Source organism: Rheinheimera sp. UJ51, from assembly GCF_020819615.1.
Taxonomy (GTDB): domain Bacteria; phylum Pseudomonadota; class Gammaproteobacteria; order Enterobacterales; family Alteromonadaceae; genus Alishewanella; species Alishewanella maricola.
The window spans coordinates 149,676-171,448 of sequence record NZ_JAJHOG010000007.1 but is presented as its reverse complement, the minus strand read 5'-3'; the positions used below and the strand labels follow the sequence as shown (position 1 = coordinate 171,448).

General features: G+C 46.1%; 21 protein-coding genes. 11 read left to right on the top strand and 10 right to left on the bottom strand.

The genetic code is table 11. The features are described 5' to 3' along the window. Positions 1-298: 298 nt before the first annotated feature. The 9 genes from LMJ53_RS11190 to lptM form a co-directional block, all read right to left on the bottom strand. Entirely contained in the window at positions 299-1,090 is a 792-nt protein-coding gene (locus LMJ53_RS11190; protein WP_229586133.1) for a hypothetical protein, read from the bottom strand. Positions 1,091-1,144: 54 nt separating this feature from the next. After that, positions 1,145-3,226, bottom strand: coding sequence for a GNAT family N-acetyltransferase (locus LMJ53_RS11185; RefSeq protein WP_229586132.1), 2,082 nt, complete (start codon positions 3,224-3,226; stop codon positions 1,145-1,147). 3 nt (positions 3,227-3,229) lie between these two features. Next, positions 3,230-5,398, bottom strand: a complete 2,169-nt coding sequence (gene uvrD, locus LMJ53_RS11180; protein ID WP_229586131.1) for a DNA helicase II — start codon at positions 5,396-5,398, stop codon at positions 3,230-3,232. Positions 5,399-5,489: 91 nt separating this feature from the next. Continuing rightward, positions 5,490-6,188, bottom strand: a complete 699-nt coding sequence (locus LMJ53_RS11175) for an HAD-IA family hydrolase (protein ID WP_229586130.1) — start codon at positions 6,186-6,188, stop codon at positions 5,490-5,492. Next, positions 6,188-7,117, bottom strand: coding sequence for a tyrosine recombinase XerC (gene xerC / locus LMJ53_RS11170; RefSeq protein WP_229586129.1), 930 nt, complete (start codon positions 7,115-7,117; stop codon positions 6,188-6,190). The genes LMJ53_RS11175 and xerC overlap by 1 nt, the downstream gene beginning before the upstream one ends. Then, positions 7,104-7,763, bottom strand: a complete 660-nt coding sequence (locus tag LMJ53_RS11165) for a DUF484 family protein (RefSeq protein ID WP_229586128.1) — start codon at positions 7,761-7,763, stop codon at positions 7,104-7,106. Before LMJ53_RS11165 ends, xerC begins: the two co-directional genes overlap by 14 nt. Beyond that, entirely contained in the window at positions 7,760-8,590 is an 831-nt protein-coding gene (gene dapF, locus LMJ53_RS11160) for a diaminopimelate epimerase (RefSeq protein ID WP_226751435.1), read from the bottom strand. The genes LMJ53_RS11165 and dapF overlap by 4 nt, the downstream gene beginning before the upstream one ends. Before the next feature lie 15 nt (positions 8,591-8,605). Beyond that, a complete protein-coding gene (lysA, locus tag LMJ53_RS11155; RefSeq protein ID WP_229586127.1) occupies positions 8,606-9,862 on the bottom strand; it encodes a diaminopimelate decarboxylase in 1,257 nt (418 codons plus the stop codon). 5 nt (positions 9,863-9,867) lie between these two features. Continuing rightward, positions 9,868-10,041 carry an LPS translocon maturation chaperone LptM gene (gene lptM / locus LMJ53_RS17150; RefSeq protein ID WP_420778856.1) on the bottom strand — a complete coding sequence of 58 codons (174 nt, stop codon included), beginning with the start codon at positions 10,039-10,041 and terminating at the stop codon, positions 9,868-9,870. Positions 10,042-10,113: 72 nt separating this feature from the next. On the opposite strand from lptM, the gene cyaY reads away from it, so the two are divergent. From cyaY to LMJ53_RS11105, 10 genes are all read left to right on the top strand, one after another. Continuing rightward, on the top strand, positions 10,114-10,434 hold the full coding sequence (gene cyaY, locus LMJ53_RS11150; RefSeq protein ID WP_226751432.1) for an iron donor protein CyaY: 321 nt from the start codon (positions 10,114-10,116) through the stop codon (positions 10,432-10,434). Position 10,435: 1 nt separating this feature from the next. Next, positions 10,436-11,116, top strand: coding sequence for an alpha/beta hydrolase (locus LMJ53_RS11145; RefSeq protein WP_229586126.1), 681 nt, complete (start codon positions 10,436-10,438; stop codon positions 11,114-11,116). 2 nt (positions 11,117-11,118) lie between these two features. Then, complete coding sequence (gene hemC / locus LMJ53_RS11140; protein WP_229586125.1) at positions 11,119-12,045, top strand: hydroxymethylbilane synthase; 927 nt, start codon at positions 11,119-11,121, stop codon at positions 12,043-12,045. 8 nt (positions 12,046-12,053) lie between these two features. Next, positions 12,054-12,791, top strand: coding sequence for a uroporphyrinogen-III synthase (locus LMJ53_RS11135; protein ID WP_229586124.1), 738 nt, complete (start codon positions 12,054-12,056; stop codon positions 12,789-12,791). Then, entirely contained in the window at positions 12,788-13,912 is a 1,125-nt protein-coding gene (locus LMJ53_RS11130; protein WP_229586123.1) for a uroporphyrinogen-III C-methyltransferase, read from the top strand. Before LMJ53_RS11135 ends, LMJ53_RS11130 begins: the two co-directional genes overlap by 4 nt. Further along, positions 13,905-14,987, top strand: a complete 1,083-nt coding sequence (locus tag LMJ53_RS11125) for a heme biosynthesis protein HemY (RefSeq protein WP_226751427.1) — start codon at positions 13,905-13,907, stop codon at positions 14,985-14,987. The genes LMJ53_RS11130 and LMJ53_RS11125 overlap by 8 nt, the downstream gene beginning before the upstream one ends. Beyond that, the gene (locus LMJ53_RS11120) at positions 14,978-15,499 is read left to right on the top strand and encodes a DNA-deoxyinosine glycosylase (RefSeq protein WP_229586122.1); all 522 of its coding nucleotides are present in this window, start codon (positions 14,978-14,980) and stop codon (positions 15,497-15,499) included. Before LMJ53_RS11125 ends, LMJ53_RS11120 begins: the two co-directional genes overlap by 10 nt. 174 nt (positions 15,500-15,673) lie before the next feature. After that, positions 15,674-16,960, top strand: a complete 1,287-nt coding sequence (locus LMJ53_RS11115; RefSeq protein WP_229586121.1) for a TonB family protein — start codon at positions 15,674-15,676, stop codon at positions 16,958-16,960. Between the two features lie 204 nt (positions 16,961-17,164). After that, a complete protein-coding gene (locus tag LMJ53_RS11110; RefSeq protein ID WP_229586120.1) occupies positions 17,165-17,887 on the top strand; it encodes a hypothetical protein in 723 nt (240 codons plus the stop codon). 438 nt (positions 17,888-18,325) lie between these two features. Continuing rightward, positions 18,326-19,654, top strand: a complete 1,329-nt coding sequence (locus LMJ53_RS11105) for a TonB family protein (protein WP_229586119.1) — start codon at positions 18,326-18,328, stop codon at positions 19,652-19,654. A gap of 191 nt (positions 19,655-19,845) precedes the next feature. Here the strand turns inward: LMJ53_RS11105 and LMJ53_RS11100 are convergent, their stop codons facing one another. Continuing rightward, the gene (locus LMJ53_RS11100; RefSeq protein WP_229586118.1) at positions 19,846-20,253 is read right to left on the bottom strand and encodes an acyl-CoA thioesterase; all 408 of its coding nucleotides are present in this window, start codon (positions 20,251-20,253) and stop codon (positions 19,846-19,848) included. A 159-nt stretch (positions 20,254-20,412) separates the two neighbouring features. Between LMJ53_RS11100 and LMJ53_RS11095 the strand changes: the two genes are divergently transcribed. Continuing rightward, entirely contained in the window at positions 20,413-21,762 is a 1,350-nt protein-coding gene (locus LMJ53_RS11095; RefSeq protein ID WP_229586117.1) for an SEL1-like repeat protein, read from the top strand. Positions 21,763-21,773: the final 11 nt, after the last annotated feature.

The window sequence follows — 21,773 nt, the reverse complement described above, 5'->3', positions numbered from 1 at the left end:
CAATAGCGAGCAAACGCATGCGCTTACGCCCATTTTTCTCGGCGCGAGAAAGCTTAAGGATGTCTTCAGCAGTATGATTCATAAGACTCAGAGTGTGATGATTTGGTGAGTACAATTAGAGCAAAAAACAAGATGGAATGGTATATCTTGGCTGTAATATCATCCGTATCACAGCTTTGGCTATTCAGTCATCTCATCAATAAAACTGACTTTGTAAAGCTGAGCTGTTATTAATGAAATATAATCGTGTCATATCTATAAAATGAATCAGGAAAACAGTCAGTACATTTCAGATTAATTAAGGACGTTGTAAGTTACCGTTACTATCAACTTGCCATTCTGTTTTGCCAAGGCTTTTGATGAAATCTTCGACATCCTCTACTGGACGAGCAGCGATATATTGCTTTTGTGCGTCGAGAAAAATCAGCCAATTACCATCAAACTTATTTAAATCAGCTTCGTTTATTTGAATGTGCATGCCCATGTATAACGGTGGTACGTTTTTCCAGCCTTGGGTAATTCGATAGATAAAGCGACTGGTATAATCTAAATGTAAATAGTTGGCTTGTTCTATAGCGGTAAGTGTTTGCCTATCAGTAACGGTGACAATAGCTATGGTGCTACTACGTTGGGCGTAACTTTGTAGTAAAGCGCTGCTCTCTTGCTGTTGACTATTTACAGGGGTGGTCAGTAAGGGTTTTGTGATGGGTTCTGCAATTTCTAATGCAAAACGTTGTAGTGCATATTGATCAAGATAATCTTGATATACCATGGTTTTACTACAATCAACTAATGGCATCGGTTCGCGAGGTTTTAAACTTTGCCAAGCTTTAGCGTGGTTAATTGCAAATAGAAAATCTTTATAAGGAATATTTAAAGTGGCTTCAATGATGCTGGTTAATTCTCGTTTCTCAGGCAAACCCAATATTTGATAATCTTTGATTTGTTGGCATTGAGCATATTGTTCAGCAATAACGTTATAACTGGTTTGGGTATGGATAGCTGTTTGTAATAAGCTTCGCTCAGACAGCGTAAGATGATCAAGAGTGGGTGCTGTACTACTGAGCAATAATGAAAATAAGCTAAACATAATGTCTCCAATAATAAGACCTTACTCTAGCATTAATAACGCAATGACAATAGTTTAGGCTGAATCTATGTGCTGTGTTATGGCTTGTTGCATCAGTTTAATAGCGCAAGCTTTGCCCGTGAGTGAAAAGCGTTGGCAAATCACTGCCCAGCTTTGTTTTTGCCAAAGTTTAGCAATGAACACTTGCTGCTGCTGCTTTGATAATACGACCGCGTATTGATTAAACCACTGTAGTAACTCACTGATCACGAGTTCAAAGGGGCGTTGATCTGCGCTAAATAATTGCAGATTGCTAAGAGTAAGGGGCGTCATGGCGTGTTGAGTTGGCTGAATAAGTTGCAAGAGCAAATCACTCGCTATATTGCTTGGGTAGTCTGGTAATTCTTGATAAAGGCGCGAAGTAAATTCTAGTTTTAGCTGCTGAACCTTTGATACATTTTCTGCCGATAATGCTTTTAGCATAACCAGTGAAGGCTCCGCACTCGCTTTATCTAGCTGCATGCCGAGTCGAATAGCCGCAAAGCCCGCTTTTTGCCAAAAACGCACTAAATCAGCGGAAGCAGCAAAGCTACTGCCAACATAAAGATAACCTTGTTGCTGCAATGGCTTTTCTAATCGAGTTAGCAACTGACTGCCTAATTGCTGTCGTTGCAAATGAGGTTGCACCGCAATACGCATAATGCGCGCCAATTTAACGGTGGCTAATGCCGGGCTGGCCAAATGAAAAGCCAGATTTTGTGCTAATAAATGCCCTTGGATCCGGCGCCGTCCTTGATAGATTGCTTGGCTTAGCGCGTCATCGATCTCTCCCTCTTGGCTGATCAGGGCACAGGCCAGTATTTGTTTATCTTGTTCAAGGGAATAAACACTCAATGCTGGGTTATCTAGCAGTGCAGCCAGATCTTTTACCTGCGTTTGATAATGCGCAAAGCTCAACAAACCAAAGACTTGTTGTAGTTTCTTCGGTTCAGTTAGCCAGTCGCTGGCGTGATAATGTTTAAGTTCAAGGCTTTCAGCAGTGAGCGTCACGGCAGTCTCATCTGTTTGCTTTAAAAGAAAGCCTAGTCTAATTAATTGTTCTAGCGGATCTTGTGCTTGATAACGGATAGGTTGAGTTAAACGTAATAATCGCCAATTTGGGCAGCGTTTCGTCAAATAAGGTTGAAAACGTAATTGAAAACCGCGGCCGGTGCCTTCGTAACCATGCTCGGTACTAGCAAAGACGATACGACTATAATGGTCTAATAATTGTTGTAGCAAGGGCGTTGGTATTGCTGCTGCTTCGTCGATCAATAATAATTCGGCTTCGGGTTGTGAAGCTAATAACTCATCTACAGCAACAAAGCGCAATGCCGATGAAGCAGAAGCCTCATGTTCGGTAAGTTGCGCAAAATGTGCTAAGGCGACTGCAGCTTGTGCCTTTGCCGGTGCGGTGATCAGTATGTGCTTTTTCCCTAATAGGGCTAAGTGTGCGGCGGCAATACCTAATGCCGCTGATTTACCACAGCCGCGATCGGCAAGTAATAATAATGGCCTGCGACGATGGCCTGATACGACGTTTAAAATAGCGCTAACCGCTGTAGCTTGTTCAGACGTTTTATAAGGCATGGTAACGTCTAATGTTGTAGAGGGTGCCTCTGCCTCAGGCCAAGTTAAGTCATTAAAAAGTGTTGTGGCGTTGCCGCGCAAAACATTAGCTTGTTGTAATTGCCCAAGCCAAAACGCTATAAAGTAACCAGGGTAATCAGTGGGGGTTGGGTAAGAGCGTAAACGCTGATGCGCAGGGTTTGCGAGTTGCTGCCATTGTAATGACTCAGGTGCTAATAATAACCAGAGACCGCCTGCGGTGAGCGCACCGGCACTGGCGGCAATTTTGTCGGCATCAAAACCACTGAAGGCATTAATAATTAAGCAGTCACACTCAATTCCCAATAGCTGATGCGCTTTGTATTGTCCGATGTTCTGGCATTGCGCTGGTGTATGTTCGCCCAGCCACCAACCACGCTCAGGTTGTAGTGCCATTAACAAATGTTGTGCTTGAGTCAGTAACGACTTTTCATCACCTTGCAAAATAACCGGTAGGCGAATTCGGCAATTAGCCGCTTTCACTAATGCTTGTTGCAGAGCGGCAAGCACGGCTTAGACCGCCTCGAGTCGTGCATAGGCGGTCATTAACCATTTGCTACCTAACTGGTCAAAGTTCACTTGAATACGTGATTGTGGGCCGCTACCTTCATAATTTAACACGGTTCCTTCGCCAAACTTTTCGTGTAACACGCGCTGACCCAGTTTAAAGCCGGTATTTTCAAAAGCGCTATGGCTGGCGGCATTACTGTATCGGTTGAACTGTGCCGGGCGACTGACTTGCGTGGTTAAACGGATCTCTTCAACGCAATCATCCGGGATTTCGCGTAAAAAACGTGAGGGTTTTGGGTATTGCTCTTGACCGTATAAACGACGGCTTTGCGCATGGCATAAATACAGTTTTTGCATCGCTCGCGTCATGCCGACATAACAGAGGCGACGTTCCTCTTCTAACCGTGTTGGATCATCACCACTTTGCTGGCTTGGAAACATACCTTCTTCTAAACCACACATAAATACTAACGGAAACTCTAAGCCTTTAGCGGAGTGTAAGGTCATCAATTGTACGGCATCAGAATGTTCTTCTGCTTGGTATTCACCTGCTTCGAGCGCGGCTTGAGATAAGAAGGCTGCTAACGGGGTCATTTCTTCTTGCAGCACACTGTCGAAGTTCTGACAGGCGGTAACCAATTCATTTAAGTTTTCTATCCGAGTTTGAGCTTTTTCCCCTTTCTCGGCTTGATACATTGCATATAATCCCGACTGCTTAATCACTTGCTCGGCTTGTTCGTGTAACGGTAGCTCGTTAAGATCGGTATCTAATTGCGTGATCAACTGCATAAACTGCTCAATCGCATTCGCTGCTCGGCCACTGAGTTGTTTTTCTGCGAGCATTTGCTCAAGGGCTTGCCATAAGGTTTGTTGGCTAGCGCGAGCCTGCTGGCGTACCTTGTTCATGGTGGTTTCACCGATGCCCCGCGCCGGAGTGTTAATTACCCGTTCCATCGCCGCATCATCTTGCCGATTATTCAGTAAGCGCAGATAGGCTAAAGCGTCTTTGATTTCTTGTCGTTCATAGAAGCGTAAGCCACCGTATATCCGATAGTGTAATCCTTCTTGGATTAAGGCTTCTTCTAATACCCGCGATTGCGCGTTATTACGATATAAGATAGCGCTTTCGGTAAGTGGATTACCTTTGTTATGCCAATCGCGAATGCGACTGACAATAAAGCGCGCTTCGTCGAGTTCATTAAAAGCGTTGTAGGAAGAAATGGTTTCGCCTTCACTGCCGTCGGTCCATAGATCTTTACCGAGTCGACCACTGTTATTGCTGATCACCGCGTTGGCCGCTTTAAGAATAGTGGCAGTAGAACGATAGTTTTGTTCAAGGCGGATCGTATCGGCACCAGCAAAGTCTTTTAAAAATTGCTGAATATTTTCAACTTTTGCGCCGCGCCAACCATAGATAGATTGGTCATCGTCACCTACGATCATCACCTTGGCACTGCTGCCTGCCAGTAGGCGTAACCAGTTATATTGAATAGCATTGGTGTCTTGAAACTCGTCAACCAAAATATGCCGAAAACGTTGTTGGTAGTGGTTTCTGACGGCATCATGTGTTTTCAATAATTCAAAACTACGTAGTAAAATTTCGGCAAAGTCGACTAAGCCAGCACGGTCACACATATCTTGGTAAGCCGCATAAATTTTAACCATTTGTTGTAAGCTAAAATCAGCACCGGCATCAATCATGCCTGGGCGTTGCCCTTCGTCTTTGCGGGCATTGATAAACCATTGAATTTGTTTGGCAGGCCAATGCTTTTCATCCAGATTCAGTGCTTTTAACACACGTTTGACTAAGCGGTGCTGATCATCAGAGTCAATGATTTGAAAGCTTTGTGGCAAGTTAGCTTCTTGATAATGCGCGCGCAACATGCGATGAGATAAACCGTGGAAGGTCCCCATCCATAAGTTATTTAAGCTAACGCCAATGGTGCTCTCAATCCGACCACGCATTTCTTGCGAGGCTTTATTGGTAAAAGTAACAGCGAGCAAGCTGTAAGGGGCCACTCTCTCTACCTGCATTAACCAGGCTAAACGATGCACCAGCACCCGGGTTTTACCACTACCGGCGCCAGCAAGTACCAGCATATGTTGTGGCGGTGCCGCCACGGCATCGCGTTGTTTATCGTTTAGCCCGTCCAGCAGGTAAGAAACATCCATTCGTCGCTCTCGATTCGCTATTTTTAGCCATTATAACAGCCTTGGTCTAAGCGCCAAGTCATACGCGTGGTATTAGTGTATAAATAACCAGTTATATTAGGTCGCGCAGTTGCTGTAATTGGTTAAAGTGCAAGTGAGGTAAAATTGACACCGGGGTTTGGTAATGATCAAGCCACGCCGCCTGGCAACCCGCACTTAGGGCACCCATCACATCCGCGCGATGGCTATCACCAATATGCAATATAGCACTGGGTTGCACAGCTAAACGTTGAGCTGCAACTAAAAAGAGATCTGGATAAGGCTTCATGCGGCCATCAGGGCCAGCTTGCAAGCTAAGTTCAAATAAGTCGCCAAGCCCCATTTTTTTGATACAGGCATTACCGTTAGTGATGGCAATCAGTTGATAGCGGCTGGCTAGACTTACCAGCAGTTCTGTTACTTCAGGTAATACGTTAATGGTCGTACGTGCATCCCAAAACGCTTGATATGCTAACTCGGCAATTTCGCCTGCTTCGCAAGATGTTAAGCCTAATGTCACTAAACCTGCCTCAACACCCAGTAAGCGCCAGCGGCCAATATCGTGGCGAATGTCGGGGTTGTTTTTCGCTAATAAACGGCGTTGCTGCCACCAAAAATCACTGTGGGTACTTTTTGTCAGAGGGGCATGCATATGCAGACTTTGCAACATAGCGGCTTCAGCCGCGGCAATCACTGGCTTGTTGTCATATAGCGTATCGTCTAAGTCAAAAGACAATACCGATATGGGTTTAAGTGACTTATATAATTGCATTATTTTTTCCTTGCCCGCGGATGGGCGCTGTCGTACACCTTGGCCAAATGCTGAAAATCGAGATGGGTATAAACCTGAGTGGTGCTCAGATTGGCATGGCCCAATAGCTCTTGTACGCCGCGAAGGTCACCGCTGGATTGCAATAAATGGCTGGCAAATGAGTGGCGCAGCATATGCGGGTGTAAATGTTGGCCCAGGCCTTGCTGTTTGGCCCAATGTAAAACGCGCTCGCGCACTTGCCGTGGAGAAATGCGTTGATGCTCAATACTTAAAAAAAGTGCACCGCGGTCTTGCTCAGCAGTGCTGTCGGTGAGCAGCGACGGGCGCATGTTTAACCAAGCCTGCAACGCACGAAGTGCTACCGAACCAACCGGAATTTGGCGCTGCTTATTACCCTTACCGGTAACACGAATTAAGGCTTCACCCTGATTTAAGTCGTTCAGATTAATCGCCACTAACTCCGCTAAGCGTAAACCGGAAGAGTAAAACAACTCCAACATGGCTTTATCGCGGCACGCCAAAATATCTTCAGAGCTATCAAAACTGAGTAATTGACTGAGTTGTTCAATTTCGAGTTGTTTCGGTAAGGTTTTGCTGGCTTTGGGCAACTTTAAAGACAGCGCAGGATTCTCGCGAGTTAAGTTTGCTTGTTGAGCCCAGCGATAAAAGCTACGTAAAGACGACGCGCTAAGTGCCAAGCTACGGGCACTAAGGCCTTCTTTTCGAAATTGCAGCAATTGCTGTTGGATATGCGCTTGGCTTAATTTAAACCAACTTTCATGTGCAGGCTGTAAGGCATGCGCGAGTTTGCTAAGTTGCTGCTGATAGGTTTGCAGCGTTTGTTTACTGTAACCGCGTTCCAGCCGAAGATAGCTTAAAAATTGCTTCACCGGAGTAGACCAGTGCAGCGGTAGCTCAGCTGCGGACATAAGGCGGCAACACTAAGGCGAGCAGTGTCACTAAATGACTTAAAAACAACACATCCATACCCGGTTGAAAGTGCTCATCTTGTTCACTACCAAACGCCAAAATAGCCAATGGCTCATTGGCATGGTCAATGCGAAGTAGGGCTACCGAATGCACTTTCGCAGGAAAAATGCCTTGTTGCTCTTCTTTGTTTAAGCGACCTAAATAAACCGACTGTTGCTGCAAGCGGCGGCTTAATAACAGTTCATAGGGGGCTAAATCTTGTTGGCCATTTTCTAAACCTAACAAACGACAATGCTTTACTAAGGGCATGGTATCAGCAAATTGCTGTAACGCTGCGGTCAGTTGTTTAAAGCTCGTTGCTTGGTGAATAGCGATATGCAAGGCATTAAGAGCGATGAAGATATGTTCGTTTTGCCGTGCTACCGACATTAAGCGTGTTATATCTTCTTCAAGGAGATGAATTTTTTCACGTTGTAATTCAAGTTGTCGCTCGACTAATGACACTGTTCCGCGTTGTTGATGCGGTAAACGCAATTGCGGCAGTAAATCAGGATAGTGCTGAAAAAAATCAGGGTGCTGTTGTAAGTAATCGAGCACCACAGAAGCGGCGAGCAGCTCTTTTTTCTGGATCAGGCTGTCTGTCATAAGGATAATTGTCCATCAAATACATGTTCTGCGGGGCCGGTCATTTTTACCGGTGTGCCCGGTCCGTTCCAACGAATTTGTAGGCTGCCACCAGGTAAGTCAACGCGAACCTGTTGCCCCAGTTTCTTTTGAAGTTGGCCTACTACTACCGCAGCACAAGCGCCTGTGCCACAAGCTAAGGTTTCACCAGCACCGCGCTCCCATACTCGCAATTTAATATGGTGTTGGTTTAATACTTCCATAAAGCCAATATTGGCTTTTTCTGGAAAGCGCTCATGCGTTTCCAGTTGTGGCCCCAGCGTGTGTACATCGGCTGTGGCAACATCAGGCACATCAAGCACCGCATGCGGGTTACCCATTGAAGCGACACCGCAAAATACGGTTTGTTGCTCTGTCAGCATAATGTAGGTCGCTTCTTGTTTTTGGGCTTTAAACGGCACTTTGGCCGGTTCAAGTTGTGGGATCCCCATATTCACCGTGACCTGGCCGTCTTGTTCCACATACAAGGTGATCTTGCCTGATTTGGTACTCACGTTGATCTTAGTTTTATTGGTTAAACCACGATAGCGCACAAATTTAGCAAAGCAGCGGGCGCCATTGCCGCATTGTTCGACTTCTGAGCCATCAGCATTAAAAATCCGATAATGAAAATCCAGATCTGGATCGTAAGGCGGCTCAACCATGAGTAGCTGATCAAAGCCGATGCCAAAGTTACGGTCGGCTAATTTTTTGATCTGCTCTTTGGTTAAGAAGACATTCTGACTGACAGCGTCAATCATAATAAAGTCGTTGCCTAAACCGTGCATCTTGGTGAAATTAAGTAACATATGAGCCCTAAATGCTTAGTCTGCGAGCAATTGTTCGCCACGCCATAAATCTTGCCATTGTTCACGGGCACGGATCAGGTGACTGCGTTCGCCATCCACCATGATTTCAGCAGCACGCGGGCGGCTATTATAATTCGAGCTCATGGTAAAACCGTAAGCCCCCGCAGAGCGCACGGCTAATAAATCGCCTTCACGAATGGCGAGCAGCCGATCTTTACCTAAAAAGTCGCCTGTTTCACAGACCGGGCCCACCACATCATAAGTTTGTGGTGTCAGGTTTTGCTGTATGACTACCGGTACAATGTTCATCCAAGCACTATACAAAGCGGGGCGGATTAAGTCGTTCATCGCCGCATCAACGATGGCAAAGTGCTTTTCTTGTCCTGGTTTTAAGAACTCAACCTTCGTCAGTAACACCCCTGCGTTTGCAGTGATGGCCCGGCCTGGTTCCATAATCAGTTCTAACTCGGGATAATCTTTTAAGCGCTCGACCACTTTTTTGATATAGTCTGAAGGTTGCGGCGGTTGTTCTTGGTCATAAGTTACCCCTAAGCCACCACCAATATCGATATGCTTTAATGCGATACCATCGGCACGAAGCTGAGTGATCAGCGCCAGCAGTTTTTCTAAGGCATCTAAGAATGGCTGTGTTTCAGTGAGTTGAGAGCCGATATGACAATCTACGCCAACCAACTCGATATGGCTTAGTTGCTTGGCATCACGATATATCTCTGCGGCTAATAAAATATCGATACCAAATTTGTTCGCTTTTAAACCGGTCGAAATATAAGGGTGCGTTTTCGCATCGATATCGGGGTTAACGCGCAGCGACACCGGGGCTTTTTTATTCAGCGACTTTGCCACCTCTTGTAAGCGGTGTAATTCACTCACTGATTCAACATTAAAGCATTTAATACCGAGTTGTAACGCAAAGTGCATTTCTTCAGCGGTTTTACCCACGCCAGAAAAGACCACTTTGGCTGGATCACCCCCAGCAGCAATGACACGACGTAACTCACCGGCAGAAACTAAATCAAAACCACTACCGAGTCGAGCCAGTATATTTAACACGGCTAAGTTGCTGTTGGCTTTCACAGCATAACAAACGAGGCTGTGCGGATGCTGCGCGGCGGCATCGGCAAAGGCATGATAATGCCGTTCAATGGTGGCTTTAGAATAGACATAGGTTGGTGTGCCATAATTGGCCGCAATTTCTGACAGAGCAACTTGCTCTGCAAATAAGGTATCACCCTGATAATTAAAGTAATCCAATCTAGTCACCCTTGTTCTTCAGATTGTGTTGTTATCTTTTGCGATGCGGGCTCTGCCACTTCTGGCTCGGCCTGTGGTAAGGTAAGTGGGCCTTTCTGGCCGCAAGCCGTAAGCAGAGCAGCGCATAATAGTCCGCTAAATAGCAGGCGTAACGGGCGTGAAATTCGCTGAGCGTACATGGTTTTTATTTCATTAATTAATTGACGCTCTATAATCGCATCCTTAGCAGTAAAAGCAAACAGGTGAAGCAGATGAATGACCTAGAATATGATGAATTAGCTGACCAAATGTTGTTAGCGGTAGAAGATGGCATCGAGCAACAGGACCTTGATCTGGATTATGAGTCGAATGGTGGTTTGTTGAGTATTGAGTTTCCCGACAAAAGTAAAATCATCATTAACAAACAGCCGCCGCTACACCAGCTATGGGTAGCAACCAAGTTTAACGGCCATCACTTTGAATGGCGCGATGGCCAATGGATTGATAATCGTACCGGTATTGAATTCTGGCAATTAGTTAACGAGGCCGCTTCTAAACAAGCGGGTGCAACAGTTGTGTTGGGGCCGCAATAACATGGCATTACTTCCTTTTGTTGATGTACCGGCACAAGGCACGGCTCAAGCCGTTGTAGTTTGGCTACATGGTTTAGGTGATTCTGGTCACGGTTTTGCGCCGATAGTGTCGGAGTTACGCTTACCTGCTAATGCCGGTATTCGTTTTATATTTCCGCATGCGCCTGAAATTCCGGTCACGGTAAATGGCGGAATGCGGATGCGGGCTTGGTACGATATCAAAACCATGGATTTGACCAATCGCGCAGATGAAGCAGGCGTAAGGCAATCAGCTACCGCGGTCACGGCATTGCTCGATAAATTAATCAGCTCAGGTGTCCCGAGTGAACGCATTATGCTGGCGGGCTTTAGTCAGGGTGGCGTGATTGCACTGCACTTATTACCGCGCTTGCCTTATAAGTTGGCGGGTTTTATGGCGTTATCTACCTACATGGCTTGCCCCGATAAACTGAGCGCAGAGCAGTTGAGCCACAACAAAAATACGCCGGTATTTATCGCACACGGTACACAAGACCCTGTCGTGCCAATGGCTGCTGGTCAGCAGGCCTACAATACCTATAAAGCTGCTGGCTTTAACGTCAGCTGGCGCGATTATCGGATGCCGCACAGTGTTTGTGCGCAAGAAGTTGATGAAATCAGCCGCTTTATTCAAAGTCGCCTGATCAATAAGGCAGAGGTATAAGCATGGCCAAAATCCGTATTGCGACACGCAAAAGTGCCTTGGCACTTTGGCAAGCCGAATTTGTGAAAGCCGAGTTGCTGAAATATCATGCTGATTTAGACGTTGAATTAGTGCCGATGTCGACGCAAGGCGATAAAATTTTAGATACGCCGCTGGCGAAGATTGGCGGTAAAGGTCTATTTGTTAAAGAGTTAGAAACCGCCATATTGGAAGACCGAGCCGATATTGCCGTACACAGTATGAAAGATGTGCCGGTAGCGTTTCCCGAGGGCTTACAGTTACAAACAATTTGCGTACGCGAAGATCCGCGTGATGCCTTTGTTTCTAACCAGTTTCGTCGTTTAGCTGAATTGCCACAAGGCGCTGTTGTGGGCACTTCGAGTTTACGGCGGCAATGCCAAATAAAAGCCTTACGGCCTGACTTACAAGTGCGCGATTTACGCGGTAATGTTAATACTCGGCTCAAGAAACTTGATAACGGCGAATTTGCAGCGATTATTTTGGCTGCGGCCGGGCTGATACGTTTAGGTTTTGCTGAGCGTATCGCCAGCTATTTAACCGTCGACAGTAGTTTGCCAGCCAACGGTCAAGGGGCAGTGGGTATCGAGTGTCGTAGTGATGATGCTCAGGTACAAGCCCTGTTAGCACCTTTAGAGCACAGTTTAACGCGGCAATGTGTGTTGGCTGAGCGAGCAATGAACCGCGCGCTACAAGGGGGTTGTCAGGTGCCCATTGGTGCTTTTGCTATATTAGAGGGTGAACAACTGTGGCTGCGAGGTTTAGTTGGCTCACTGGATGGTCAGCAGATTATTCGTGATGACGTTCGCGGTTGCATCGATGCGGCTGAGCAATTAGGTCAGCAATTGGCTGAACAATTGTTGGCAGCAGGCGCCGGAGAGATCCTCGCTGCTGTTTATCAGCAAAGTTAGCGCTTACTATGTTCTTAATCACGCGCCCTGCTGGCAAAGCAGACCATTTACTGGAATCATTAGACAGCTACGGTATTCCCTATCTGTATCAGCCGGTGATTACTACACAAATGGTGCAATTAAAACCGAAAGATATTCGCTGGCTAGAGCAAGCGGATAGCTTAATTTTTGTCAGCATCAGTGCGGTGAACACTCTAGAGCAACAAGTGACAGTGAAACAATTGCCGGGGCGCTTATTTGCTGTCGGTGCCACCACCGGTGCCGCTTTACAACGTTGGACTGGGCGTCAGGTGATCATCCCAGAAGATCAGCGCAGTGAAGGCTTGTTAGCACTACCAGAGTTGAACAGCGTTGCAGAGCAACAAGTGGTGGTAGTGCGAGGTAATGGCGGTCGTGAACTGATTAAACAAACCTTGGTGCAACGTGGTGCCACGGTGCGTTATGTGCAAAGCTATAGCCGTTTGCCATTGCCGTTAGATGGTGCTCAGCTGAAGCAGCAATGGCAACAGCAGGGCGTGCAGTGTATCGTAGCCACGAGTAATGAAATTTTGCAGCGCATTTTTGGGTTAGTGCCCACAGAGCAGCATGCTTGGCTTGCTCAACAACATTGGATCCTGGTTAGCCCACGGGCACGCGACAGTGCGCTGGCGCTAGGGATCCCACTACAGCATATTCATCTAGCAAGCAGCGCCAATGACGATGCCTTGTTAGAAGCGGTGACGCAGTTTAAGAGGAACATTCTATGAGTGAGCAAGGGCAGGCGACCGTTTCGGAAAAAGTGACAGCACCCGCTGAGGTTGCATCCGATACGACCCACACGGAATCATCAAATACACCGCCGCGCAAAGGTAATGGTCTGGCCTGGTTTGCCATTTTTCTCGTATTGTTATTAACCGCCGCTATGGTGGCGGGGGGGTATTGGCTGTGGCCACAATGGCAATCACTCCAACAGCAGAGCCAGATCACAGAGCAGGGCATTGAACAAAAACTGCAGCAAACGACAGCGACGATCAGTCAGCAGCAACAGCAATGGTTAGAGGCTCAGCAACAAAAACAGTTACGCTTGCAGCAAGAGTATCAACAAGCGATGCAGCAAGATCGTGAACAATTGCAAATGCAAATACAGAGCTTACGCCAGCAAGTGCAACAGCGTGATGGCGCACCGCCACAACACTGGGTATTGATGGAAGTACGTTTCTTGTTAAAGCGAGCGAGTCAAAGTTTGGTCTTGCAACAAGATGTGCAAAGCGCGCGTTGGTTGTTGCAAGCAGCGGATGAGCAACTTGCTAAGCTAGATAATGTGCTGTTGTTAATGGTTAGACAGGCAATTAAGGATGATCTGGCTGCGCTGCAACAAGTCCCTAAAACGGATTTTTCACCGTTATATTTGCAGCTTGGTCAATTACGCCGGCAAAGCATGCAGCTACCATTAAAACAGCAAGAGCAACGTTTAATTCCTTCGCATCAACCGAATGATGATTTAGGCAATTGGCGTGAAAATCTGTCAAGTTATTGGGAGCAAGTATCAGGTAAATTATTCAATGTGCGTGCTGCGCAACCCCAAGATTTTTTCAGTTTATCTTCAGAGCAGCAAATTACGGTGCGCTTAAGCTTACAGCAGCAGTTATTGCTTGCGGAGCTGGCAATTTTACAGCAAGAGCCGGAAGTGTATCAGCACGCATTACAACAAGCCGCCGATTTATTGCAGCGTTACTTTGCTGCCGAAGATCCTATTGTGCAGCAAACCAGCGCTAGCATTGTCGAATTAGCTTCGGCTGCGATGCAAAAGCCCGCATTGCCAGCTTTGCAAAGTATCAATCAGTTAGACCGACAACTTAGTATCATAACGGAGGCTAATTATGAGTAAGCTGTTGATCCTAACAGCAGTCTTAATTCTAGCCATGTTGCTGGGGCCGGTGTTCATTAATAACCCTGGTTATATCAAGATTGTTGCAGCAGGTTACACCATTGAAATGACCTTATTAGGCTTATTTGTGGCCGTCATCGCTGTGGTGTTAGTGTTAAAAATATGCTTAATATTGCTGCGGAAATTAGCTTATTGGCAGCAATTTTCGCTAAACTTCTTTCGTGGTAGGCGTCAACGTAAAGCGCGAGAATCTTTTGCCATTGGTCTGCAAGCGTATGCGCGGCAACAATGGCCTTTGGCCAGCGAAGAGTTACAACATGCTTTGTTAGATCCACAATACGTGAATGAAAAACGCATGTTGGCCAGTTATGCCAGTTTTTATGCCGGCAATAGCGAGCATGCAAATGAATTAGCTGCGGCGTTAACGGCCGATGAAAGTAGCACGACCTTTGTGCAAGCTGATTTGATGCTACAACAAAATAAACCTGGGCAAGCATGTCGTTTATTGGCGGCACATCTTGATGCTGCGAAAACCGATCCCGCTTTAGGGCAATTGTATCTGCAAGCACTAAAACAAGCCGGCCAATGGCAAACGTTGCTGCAAACTATTCCGTTATCATTAACTCAGCAATGGTTTGGTAAAGCAGAATGGCCGTTGCAGCGTTATGCCGTTTATCCTGCGGCATTGAGCCAACTGAGTGCGCAGCAAGGTTTTAGCGAAGAGTCTGAAATTTGGCAAGCGTTACCGTCAAAAGAGCGTAAATCGGCGGCTGCGATGTTGGGCTTAGCATGGGCGCAAGCTCAGGCGGGGCAATGTGAGCGTGCTGAACAGCGTTTAGTACAAGCACTCACCTTAGAAGACTTACCGGCAGCTTGGCCTTACTTAAAACAGATCCCGTTAAATAACTCAGTATTAAAGTTACGTAAAGAAGTGCAGCATTGGCTACGCTCTAGCCCCTCTAATGGCTATATTTACGCGGTACTTGCCTACTTAGCCGAGCAAGAAGGCGATCGTGAGCAAGCCAGTATGGCGTGGCAAAAAGTACGGCAATATAACCCCGAGCTGTGTCGGTAATTTTGCAAGGCTTGGCCGCGGTGACAAACCGCGATGCCAAGGTGTTAATTTTGGGGAGTATGCCGGGGGCTCAGTCGCTCGCCAGCCAGCAGTATTATGCCCACCCGCGTAACGCCTTTTGGCCCATTATGGCATCGTTGTGCGGTTTCTCTGCCAATCTTCCTTATCACGAGCGCTTAGTCTTATTGCGACAACATGGTTTTGCGTTATGGGATGTGCTGGCGCATTGTCAACGTCAGGGCAGTTTAGACAGCGCCATTCGCCATGAGCAAGCCAACGACTTTAATCACTTCTTAGCCGAACACGGCCAGTTAAAACTGATCGCTTTTAATGGTGCCAAAGCACAGCAAAGTTTTAACAAGCAGGTATTACCAACGTTAGCCATCACACCCCCGCGCTTGTTAACCCTTCCTTCTACTAGCCCGGCACATGCGGCGATGTCTTTTGATGCTAAATTGCAACAATGGCTACAAATTAAGCAACGCTATCAGTTAAATGAGGGCTCAACATAAAAATCGTGCTTTTCGTGCTTGAGAAATGTGCAGCGGTAAGACGCCTATTCATCCTTTAATGTGCGCCTATTGTTGTGCTAAAGTGTATTTAGTGTAGATTAAGTGTGTTTTTAAATCTGGCAAGGATTAACAATGAAGCGCTTATGGATTTTGCTCCTGACATGGCTATGTAGCATGCCCCTTTTAGCTGATTGGAATACGGCAATGACGGCATACGACAAACAAGATTATGCGGTAGCTAAAACGGAATTTGAACGCTTGGTTCCTCTCGGCAACGAAGAGGCTATTTTTAATTTGGGCGCGATGTATCACCTCGGTGAAGGTGTATCGCAAGACAGTATTTTAGGTCTGGCGCATTTTATGTTGGCAGCAGAGCTAGGTAAGCCTAACATTTCCCATGTGGTAACGGGTTTACAGCAAAACCTAACCGCGTCGCAGTTAGCCCTAGTTGACACACAATTACAGCGTATCCGGCAACAAGTAAAAGTGCCAATGTTGACATCGATCGATGACAACGATAAGACTAAAGCGCCACAAGCGGTGAAGCGTGTTCAGGCAAAATACCCCGCGGCAGCGGCGGCAAAGGGGCAGTTTGGCTATGTGGCTATGCGCTTTTTAGTTGATGGCAAAGGTAATGTTCAAACCATTAATGTGGTGGACTCATTTCCTAACAACGTGTTTGATAGGGAGGCTATTAGAGCGGTAAGTCGTTGGAAATACGAAGCCAGTGGCAAAAGCCATATATTTAGCGCAGAGCTAAATTTTTTCCTCGAGGGTGGTGTCAATGTTGCAAAAGTTGATGATTTAATACAGCAGCATCAACTATGGCAAGGCGCGTTAATCGGCTCACCGCAACATCAATTTATGCTAGGCCATTTGTTACGTCTGGTTAATATACAAAACAGTAACTACATTTCTATCGACCGAGATATGCCGATTACGGCAGATTTAGATTTATCCGTTTTCAAGCCGTTAAATAAGCTAGAAGCTGATTTCAGTGGTTTTGTCGGTTATGCGGTGGTGCGAATAGCCGATGACGGCACTATTGTTGAGCAAATTTATGCCGATATTGATCCCAGTAGTCAGGTGCAAAATTTGTTGGGGTTAAAATTAAAAGGCAAGATAGATCACGACGTTTATCAGATCATTAAGTACAGTCATGTTTCAGCGCATCGCGCACCCTGGGTTAGAGCTTCTTTTAAGATGCCGTCGAGTTTTTCTGCGCATTTTTGGTGGGATAAAGCGGCGAAGAATGGCAGTAAAGAAGCGCAACGTATTATGGCGGCCTATGATGAGCGTTGGGAATGGTATTTGTTAGAGCAAGAAGATGCCGAAGTGATGGCCTGGGTAGGCAGCCGTATGCTATTAGAAGGGCAGCGTGCGGAAGGTTTAGCCTTGTTAGATGCCGCTATCACCAAGCAGTATCAACCGGCGAAAGAGTTAAAAAAGCAATTGCTATAAGCAACTCTAGTTATTATGAAAAGCGGCGAAAAGCCGCTTTTTTTGATCTTCAATTAAGCGGGTTTGGATAGTTAGTCATTCATTAAATAGCGACAACAGTGCTATAAAAATACTTAATGCAACTAAACGACAGTGAGCTTATCTAAACAGAACACTTTATCTTGAGGCCAGCAGTAACCTGGTTATGTGAGTGAACTCTGCTTAATGGTTAAACTAAAACAGCTATTTCGCGAATATGCAGCAGCCTTTGCTTGGGCATTATTGTTGCACAGCCTCGTGTTGGCTTTGTTATTACACACCACGCTACAAAAACCCGTTGCTTTGCCGCAAGCCGAGCCGATCAGCACCTTTCTTTATCAACCAGCAATTAAATCGCCGGAGCCTGTTGCAGAAATGAAAGTAGAGCGTCCAGTAAAGATACCTGTAGCTCATGCAGATCAGAACGCAGCAAAACAGGCCGCGGCTAGCCACATTAATCAATCCATCAAGCCGCCTGAAGTCAGTGCTACAACCGTTAGCAAAGCGCGGGAGGACGAGCCCGTGTTAGCCTCAAGCGACATTATCTCCTTGCCTATTACGCCAAGGTCCAGCTTAGCTGAGCGTAGTTTAAAACAATTAGCGCAGCCTTATCAGCAAGCGTTAGCACAAGCCGCTGACGCGAGCTATCAACAATGGCAGCAACAGCAGCTGCAACCTAGGATAACCGTAGCAAAACAACATCAGCATGCCGGTGCCAATCCAGAAAAAGCCGTGTTATTTACTTATAATGATGGCCAGCAATTGGTTAAGCTCGGTAACAACTGTTTAATCGTCGATCCACAACTAAGTGGCTTTGAACAAATGATGCAAGCCAAGGGCGCACCTTGCCAAGAGAGTGATGATGCGCTGTTATTTCGTCAAACCATGGCCAAGTGGTTAAGCCGTTAAGTACGCAAAACACCACAGTTAAAGGTACAGGTTATGCTTGTTAGCACAGACCTGTTGCTCCCTCAACGCAATAGTGATTAAAAGCGATGTCAATCTGATTCCATAGTAATCGGCGGGCGGGCTGAACGTTAAAAATAGCAAGTATGTTAAAACACGAGACAAGCATAGCAGTTGGAAAAGGGATGCTTATAACCAAGCGCCCATAACGCTTTGGTTACTACACACTGTAAATGCTTGTTACTAAACTGCATTTTGTATCTCTGCAAAAGATATTGCCGTTCAAAGTTGACTGCGAGCCAGTGGCTCGTTCGACATCACCTGAGAGTAATTGAAAAAGCATAGTCGTTTTTCAGTAAGCGGTTACGTGGTTTTTGTGTTGCAATTTTGAGCGATAGGTGTAGATTATGTGTCAATAGCATACAAAAACAAGGACGATCAATGAAACGCACATGGACTTTAATGTTAGGCCTGATATGCAGTTTACCCCTCTCTGCCGATTGGAATCTGGCAATGACCGCCTATGACAAACAAGATTATGCGGTCGCTAAAGTGGAGTTTGAACGTTTAGTCCCTTTCGGTAACGAAGACGCTATATTCAACTTAGGCGTCATGCATCACCTTGGTGAAAGTGTGCAAAAGGACAGCCAACTGGCGTTAGCGTACTTTATGTTGGCGGCTGAACTCGGTAAAGCAGATATTGAACATGTGATTGCGCAATTACAACAAAGTTTTACCGCAGCGCAATTAGCCGTTGTCGAAACGCAACTGCTGCAAATTCGGCAGCAAGTGAAAATTGCGGCGTTGAATCCAGAAGATGACAGTGTTGAAGTCGACTTACCACAACCGATAAAGCGCATACCTCCAAAATACCCCGTATCAGCCGCTGCGCAAGGTCAATTCGGTTATGTGGCTATGCGTTTTTTAGTTGATGCAGAGGGTAATGTGCAAACCATAGATGTGTTGGATGCGTTTCCTGAGCGTGTTTTTGTCAGGGAATCTATCAGAGCGTTAAAGCGCTGGAAGTATGAAGCCAGTGGTAAAAGCCATCTATTCAAAGTACAACTAGATTTTATGTTGGGCGGCGGTGTTAATGTGGGGCAAGTGGATAACTTTATCCAAAAACATCAATTGTGGCAGGGCGCTTTAATAGGTTTGCCGCAACATCAATTAACCCTAGGCAGTTTATTGCGTTTAGCTGATGTGCAAAGTAGTAATACTTTGCACATAGATAGCGAATTGCCGATTGCTGCAAATCTGGATTTAGCCGTGTTTCGGCCAATAAAGCAGTTAAAAGTCGATTTTGATGGTTTTATGGGCACTGCGGTGGTCCGAGTAGCGGACGATGGTACTATTACAGAGCACATCTCGGGTGAAATTGCCCCCTCTAGCACAGTACAAAATCTAGTAGGTTTAAAGTTAAAAGGTCAGGTCGAACACAACGTTTATCGTATAACGAAGAACAATGACAGCCCGTCGCAGCAGGCGCCTTGGGTAACGGCGTTATTTTCCGTGCCATCCAATTTTTCTGCGCGTTTTTGGTGGGACAAAGCCGCTAAGAATGGTAGTAAAGAGGCACAACGTATTATGGCGGCTTATGATGAGCGTTGGGAGCAGTATTTATTAGAGCAAAAAGATGCCGAAGTCATGGCTTGGGTAGGTAGTCGCTTGTTACTGGAAGGGCAACGTGATGAAGGTTTAGCCCTGTTAGATGCAGCCATCGCTAAGCAGTATCAGCCCGCGAAAGCGCTTAAAAAGCAGCTGTTGTAAGCAACAGACGTGACGTTAGAAAGCGGCTTAAGGCCGCTTTTTTGATCTTAAAAAAGTGTTTCGCCAGCGGCTTAATGTTCAGCGCAATAGCGCGTAACAGCAAAGAAAACCTAATACCATAGTTATTGGTTGAACATTAAAAACAGCGCATTTGCGCAAAACTGAAAAGGGCCTGCAAGCCCGCTAACAGTTTACTCCACTAAATGCTGCTCTAGACGCTGGCGCAGATCACCCTCAATGGCTACCGCTTTACCGGTTTTTTGATCCAGGCAAACGAATGTCACTTGAGCATCTGCCGCAATAGCGTCGGAACCGGCTATCCGAACTTCCTGAGTGACCACAGCGCTTTTGCCACCCACTTTACTAAAGCGTGTATACACTTCTAGGGTTTGGCCCATGGTCGCTGCCACGCGATAGTTAATATTGATATTGACAATTACCCAGGCCAAATTGTGTTGGCTAAACCACTGAATATCCCCGCTGTCTTCTAAATACCCCCAACGGGCTTCTTCTAAAAACTCTAAATAGCGGGCGTTGTTTACATGTTGATAAATATCTAAATGATAGCCCCGAACTTTAATCACTGTTTTATGTTGCATCCATAGCACCTGTTTTTAGTGTATTTGCTCTGATTTTGGCATAGTTCGAACACCGCTGCCAGTGACCATTATGTTTTAATAGTTGACGCTTAACACGCCTTTGTTAATATGCTGATAACTGCTTCACAAATAAAACGCTTATATGTTAAGGATGAATCGATGCGATTAATTTTAGTGCTAGGATTTTTGCTACTCAGCTTTGGGGTGCGGGCTGATTGGCTGAGCGCTTTGCAAGCATATGAAAATAAACAATACGCTGTTGCAAAAACAGGTTTCACTAACTTATTACCTTTAGGTAATGCTAATGCCGCTTTCAACCTTGGTGTGATGGCATATTATGGTGAAGGTCAGGAGGTTGATCTCGAACAGGCCTTAACTTATTTTTTACTAGCAGAGCAATTACAGCATGAACAAGCTGCAGACATTGTTAAGCGTATTTATGAAGAAGCTAGCACAGCACAACGAGCTGGTGCAGAAGAAGCGGCGGCTAAAGCTTTAGCGGGAGTGTTTATCAAAAAAAATGCTCAGCGCTATCAATTAAGTAAAGAGCAACCGCCAGCTGAAATATCCACACCGATGCCCGATATTCCCAATGATGTCACCAGAAAGCATCCATTTGGTTATGTCGTTGTACAGTTTTTAGTGGATGGTGAGGGGCGGGTAAAAGTTGCCGATGCCGTAGACGGCTTCCCGGAAGGAGCTTTCGATCCTTATGTTTTCCGTACTATGGGGCGTTGGCAATATGAAGCAACCGGCAAAGCCCATTTGATGTCGGTACGCCTGAGCTTTTGGGCCACGGGTTCAATGAATGCGCGTTCTGCTAATCAGATTATTAAGGGGCAAAATTTATGGTCCTATGCGCAACTGGGCTCGAGTAGGCATCAAGAAATGCTAGGCAGCGTACTGAATTTAGTGTCGATGGTGTCAGGTGCTGAAGTGTATATCGACGAAGATTTGCCCGCACCAGCCAATGAACCAGATGTTTCGGCATGGTTTGAAAGCAGAAAATTTGATATCAACATCCCGGGTTTGGCCGGAGCAGTCAGCGTAGCAACCAACGAAAAAGGTGAAATTGTTCGATTGTTGGATGCCAGTGAGTTAACTCATCCCGCGGCAGAAACACTGCAGGGAACGCGGATCCGTGGTGCTAATAGTGGCTTTTTCCGGTTAAGTAATAGCTTATCGCAAGATCGTTCGTTTAGCCGTGTTAGTAAGAAAAACAGCATTTTGGTTGAACAATATCATGCCGTGCATCAAGAGTTGACAGCGGGTTACTGGTGGAAAACCGCGGCTGCAAATGGTGATCGCCGAGCACAGCGTATTTTAGGTGCGCAACGCGAAGATTGGCAGTTCTATCTTATTCAACAGCAAGATCCGCTGGCGACGGCTTGGCATGGCGCACGTTTATGGTTAGATGGCGAAGCCGCAGAGGGTAAAGCGCTATTAGAACAAGCGCAAGCCGCAGGTTACAAGCCCGCGAGCGAGTTATTACAAGCCTTAAGTTTGTAGTGCGCTTAGCT

Bases quoted from the DNA above. Each gene is read 5' to 3' on its own strand.
- LMJ53_RS11190 (WP_229586133.1), bottom strand. From the start codon at position 1,090: ATGTTTAGCTTATTTTCATTATTGCTCAGTAGTACAGCACCCACTCTT.
- uvrD (WP_229586131.1), bottom strand. From the start codon at position 5,398: ATGGATGTTTCTTACCTGCTGGACGGGCTAAACGATAAACAACGCGAT.
- LMJ53_RS11175 (WP_229586130.1), bottom strand. From the start codon at position 6,188: ATGCAATTATATAAGTCACTTAAACCCATATCGGTATTGTCTTTTGAC.
- xerC (WP_229586129.1), bottom strand. From the start codon at position 7,117: ATGTCCGCAGCTGAGCTACCGCTGCACTGGTCTACTCCGGTGAAGCAA.
- LMJ53_RS11165 (WP_229586128.1), bottom strand. From the start codon at position 7,763: ATGACAGACAGCCTGATCCAGAAAAAAGAGCTGCTCGCCGCTTCTGTG.
- dapF (WP_226751435.1), bottom strand. From the start codon at position 8,590: ATGTTACTTAATTTCACCAAGATGCACGGTTTAGGCAACGACTTTATT.
- lptM (WP_420778856.1), bottom strand. From the start codon at position 10,041: ATGTACGCTCAGCGAATTTCACGCCCGTTACGCCTGCTATTTAGCGGA.
- cyaY (WP_226751432.1), top strand. From the start codon at position 10,114: ATGAATGACCTAGAATATGATGAATTAGCTGACCAAATGTTGTTAGCG.
- LMJ53_RS11145 (WP_229586126.1), top strand. From the start codon at position 10,436: ATGGCATTACTTCCTTTTGTTGATGTACCGGCACAAGGCACGGCTCAA.
- hemC (WP_229586125.1), top strand. From the start codon at position 11,119: ATGGCCAAAATCCGTATTGCGACACGCAAAAGTGCCTTGGCACTTTGG.
- LMJ53_RS11135 (WP_229586124.1), top strand. From the start codon at position 12,054: ATGTTCTTAATCACGCGCCCTGCTGGCAAAGCAGACCATTTACTGGAA.
- LMJ53_RS11130 (WP_229586123.1), top strand. From the start codon at position 12,788: ATGAGTGAGCAAGGGCAGGCGACCGTTTCGGAAAAAGTGACAGCACCC.
- LMJ53_RS11125 (WP_226751427.1), top strand. From the start codon at position 13,905: ATGAGTAAGCTGTTGATCCTAACAGCAGTCTTAATTCTAGCCATGTTG.
- LMJ53_RS11115 (WP_229586121.1), top strand. From the start codon at position 15,674: ATGCCCCTTTTAGCTGATTGGAATACGGCAATGACGGCATACGACAAA.
- LMJ53_RS11110 (WP_229586120.1), top strand. From the start codon at position 17,165: ATGGTTAAACTAAAACAGCTATTTCGCGAATATGCAGCAGCCTTTGCT.
- LMJ53_RS11105 (WP_229586119.1), top strand. From the start codon at position 18,326: ATGAAACGCACATGGACTTTAATGTTAGGCCTGATATGCAGTTTACCC.
- LMJ53_RS11100 (WP_229586118.1), bottom strand. From the start codon at position 20,253: ATGCAACATAAAACAGTGATTAAAGTTCGGGGCTATCATTTAGATATT.
- LMJ53_RS11095 (WP_229586117.1), top strand. From the start codon at position 20,413: ATGCGATTAATTTTAGTGCTAGGATTTTTGCTACTCAGCTTTGGGGTG.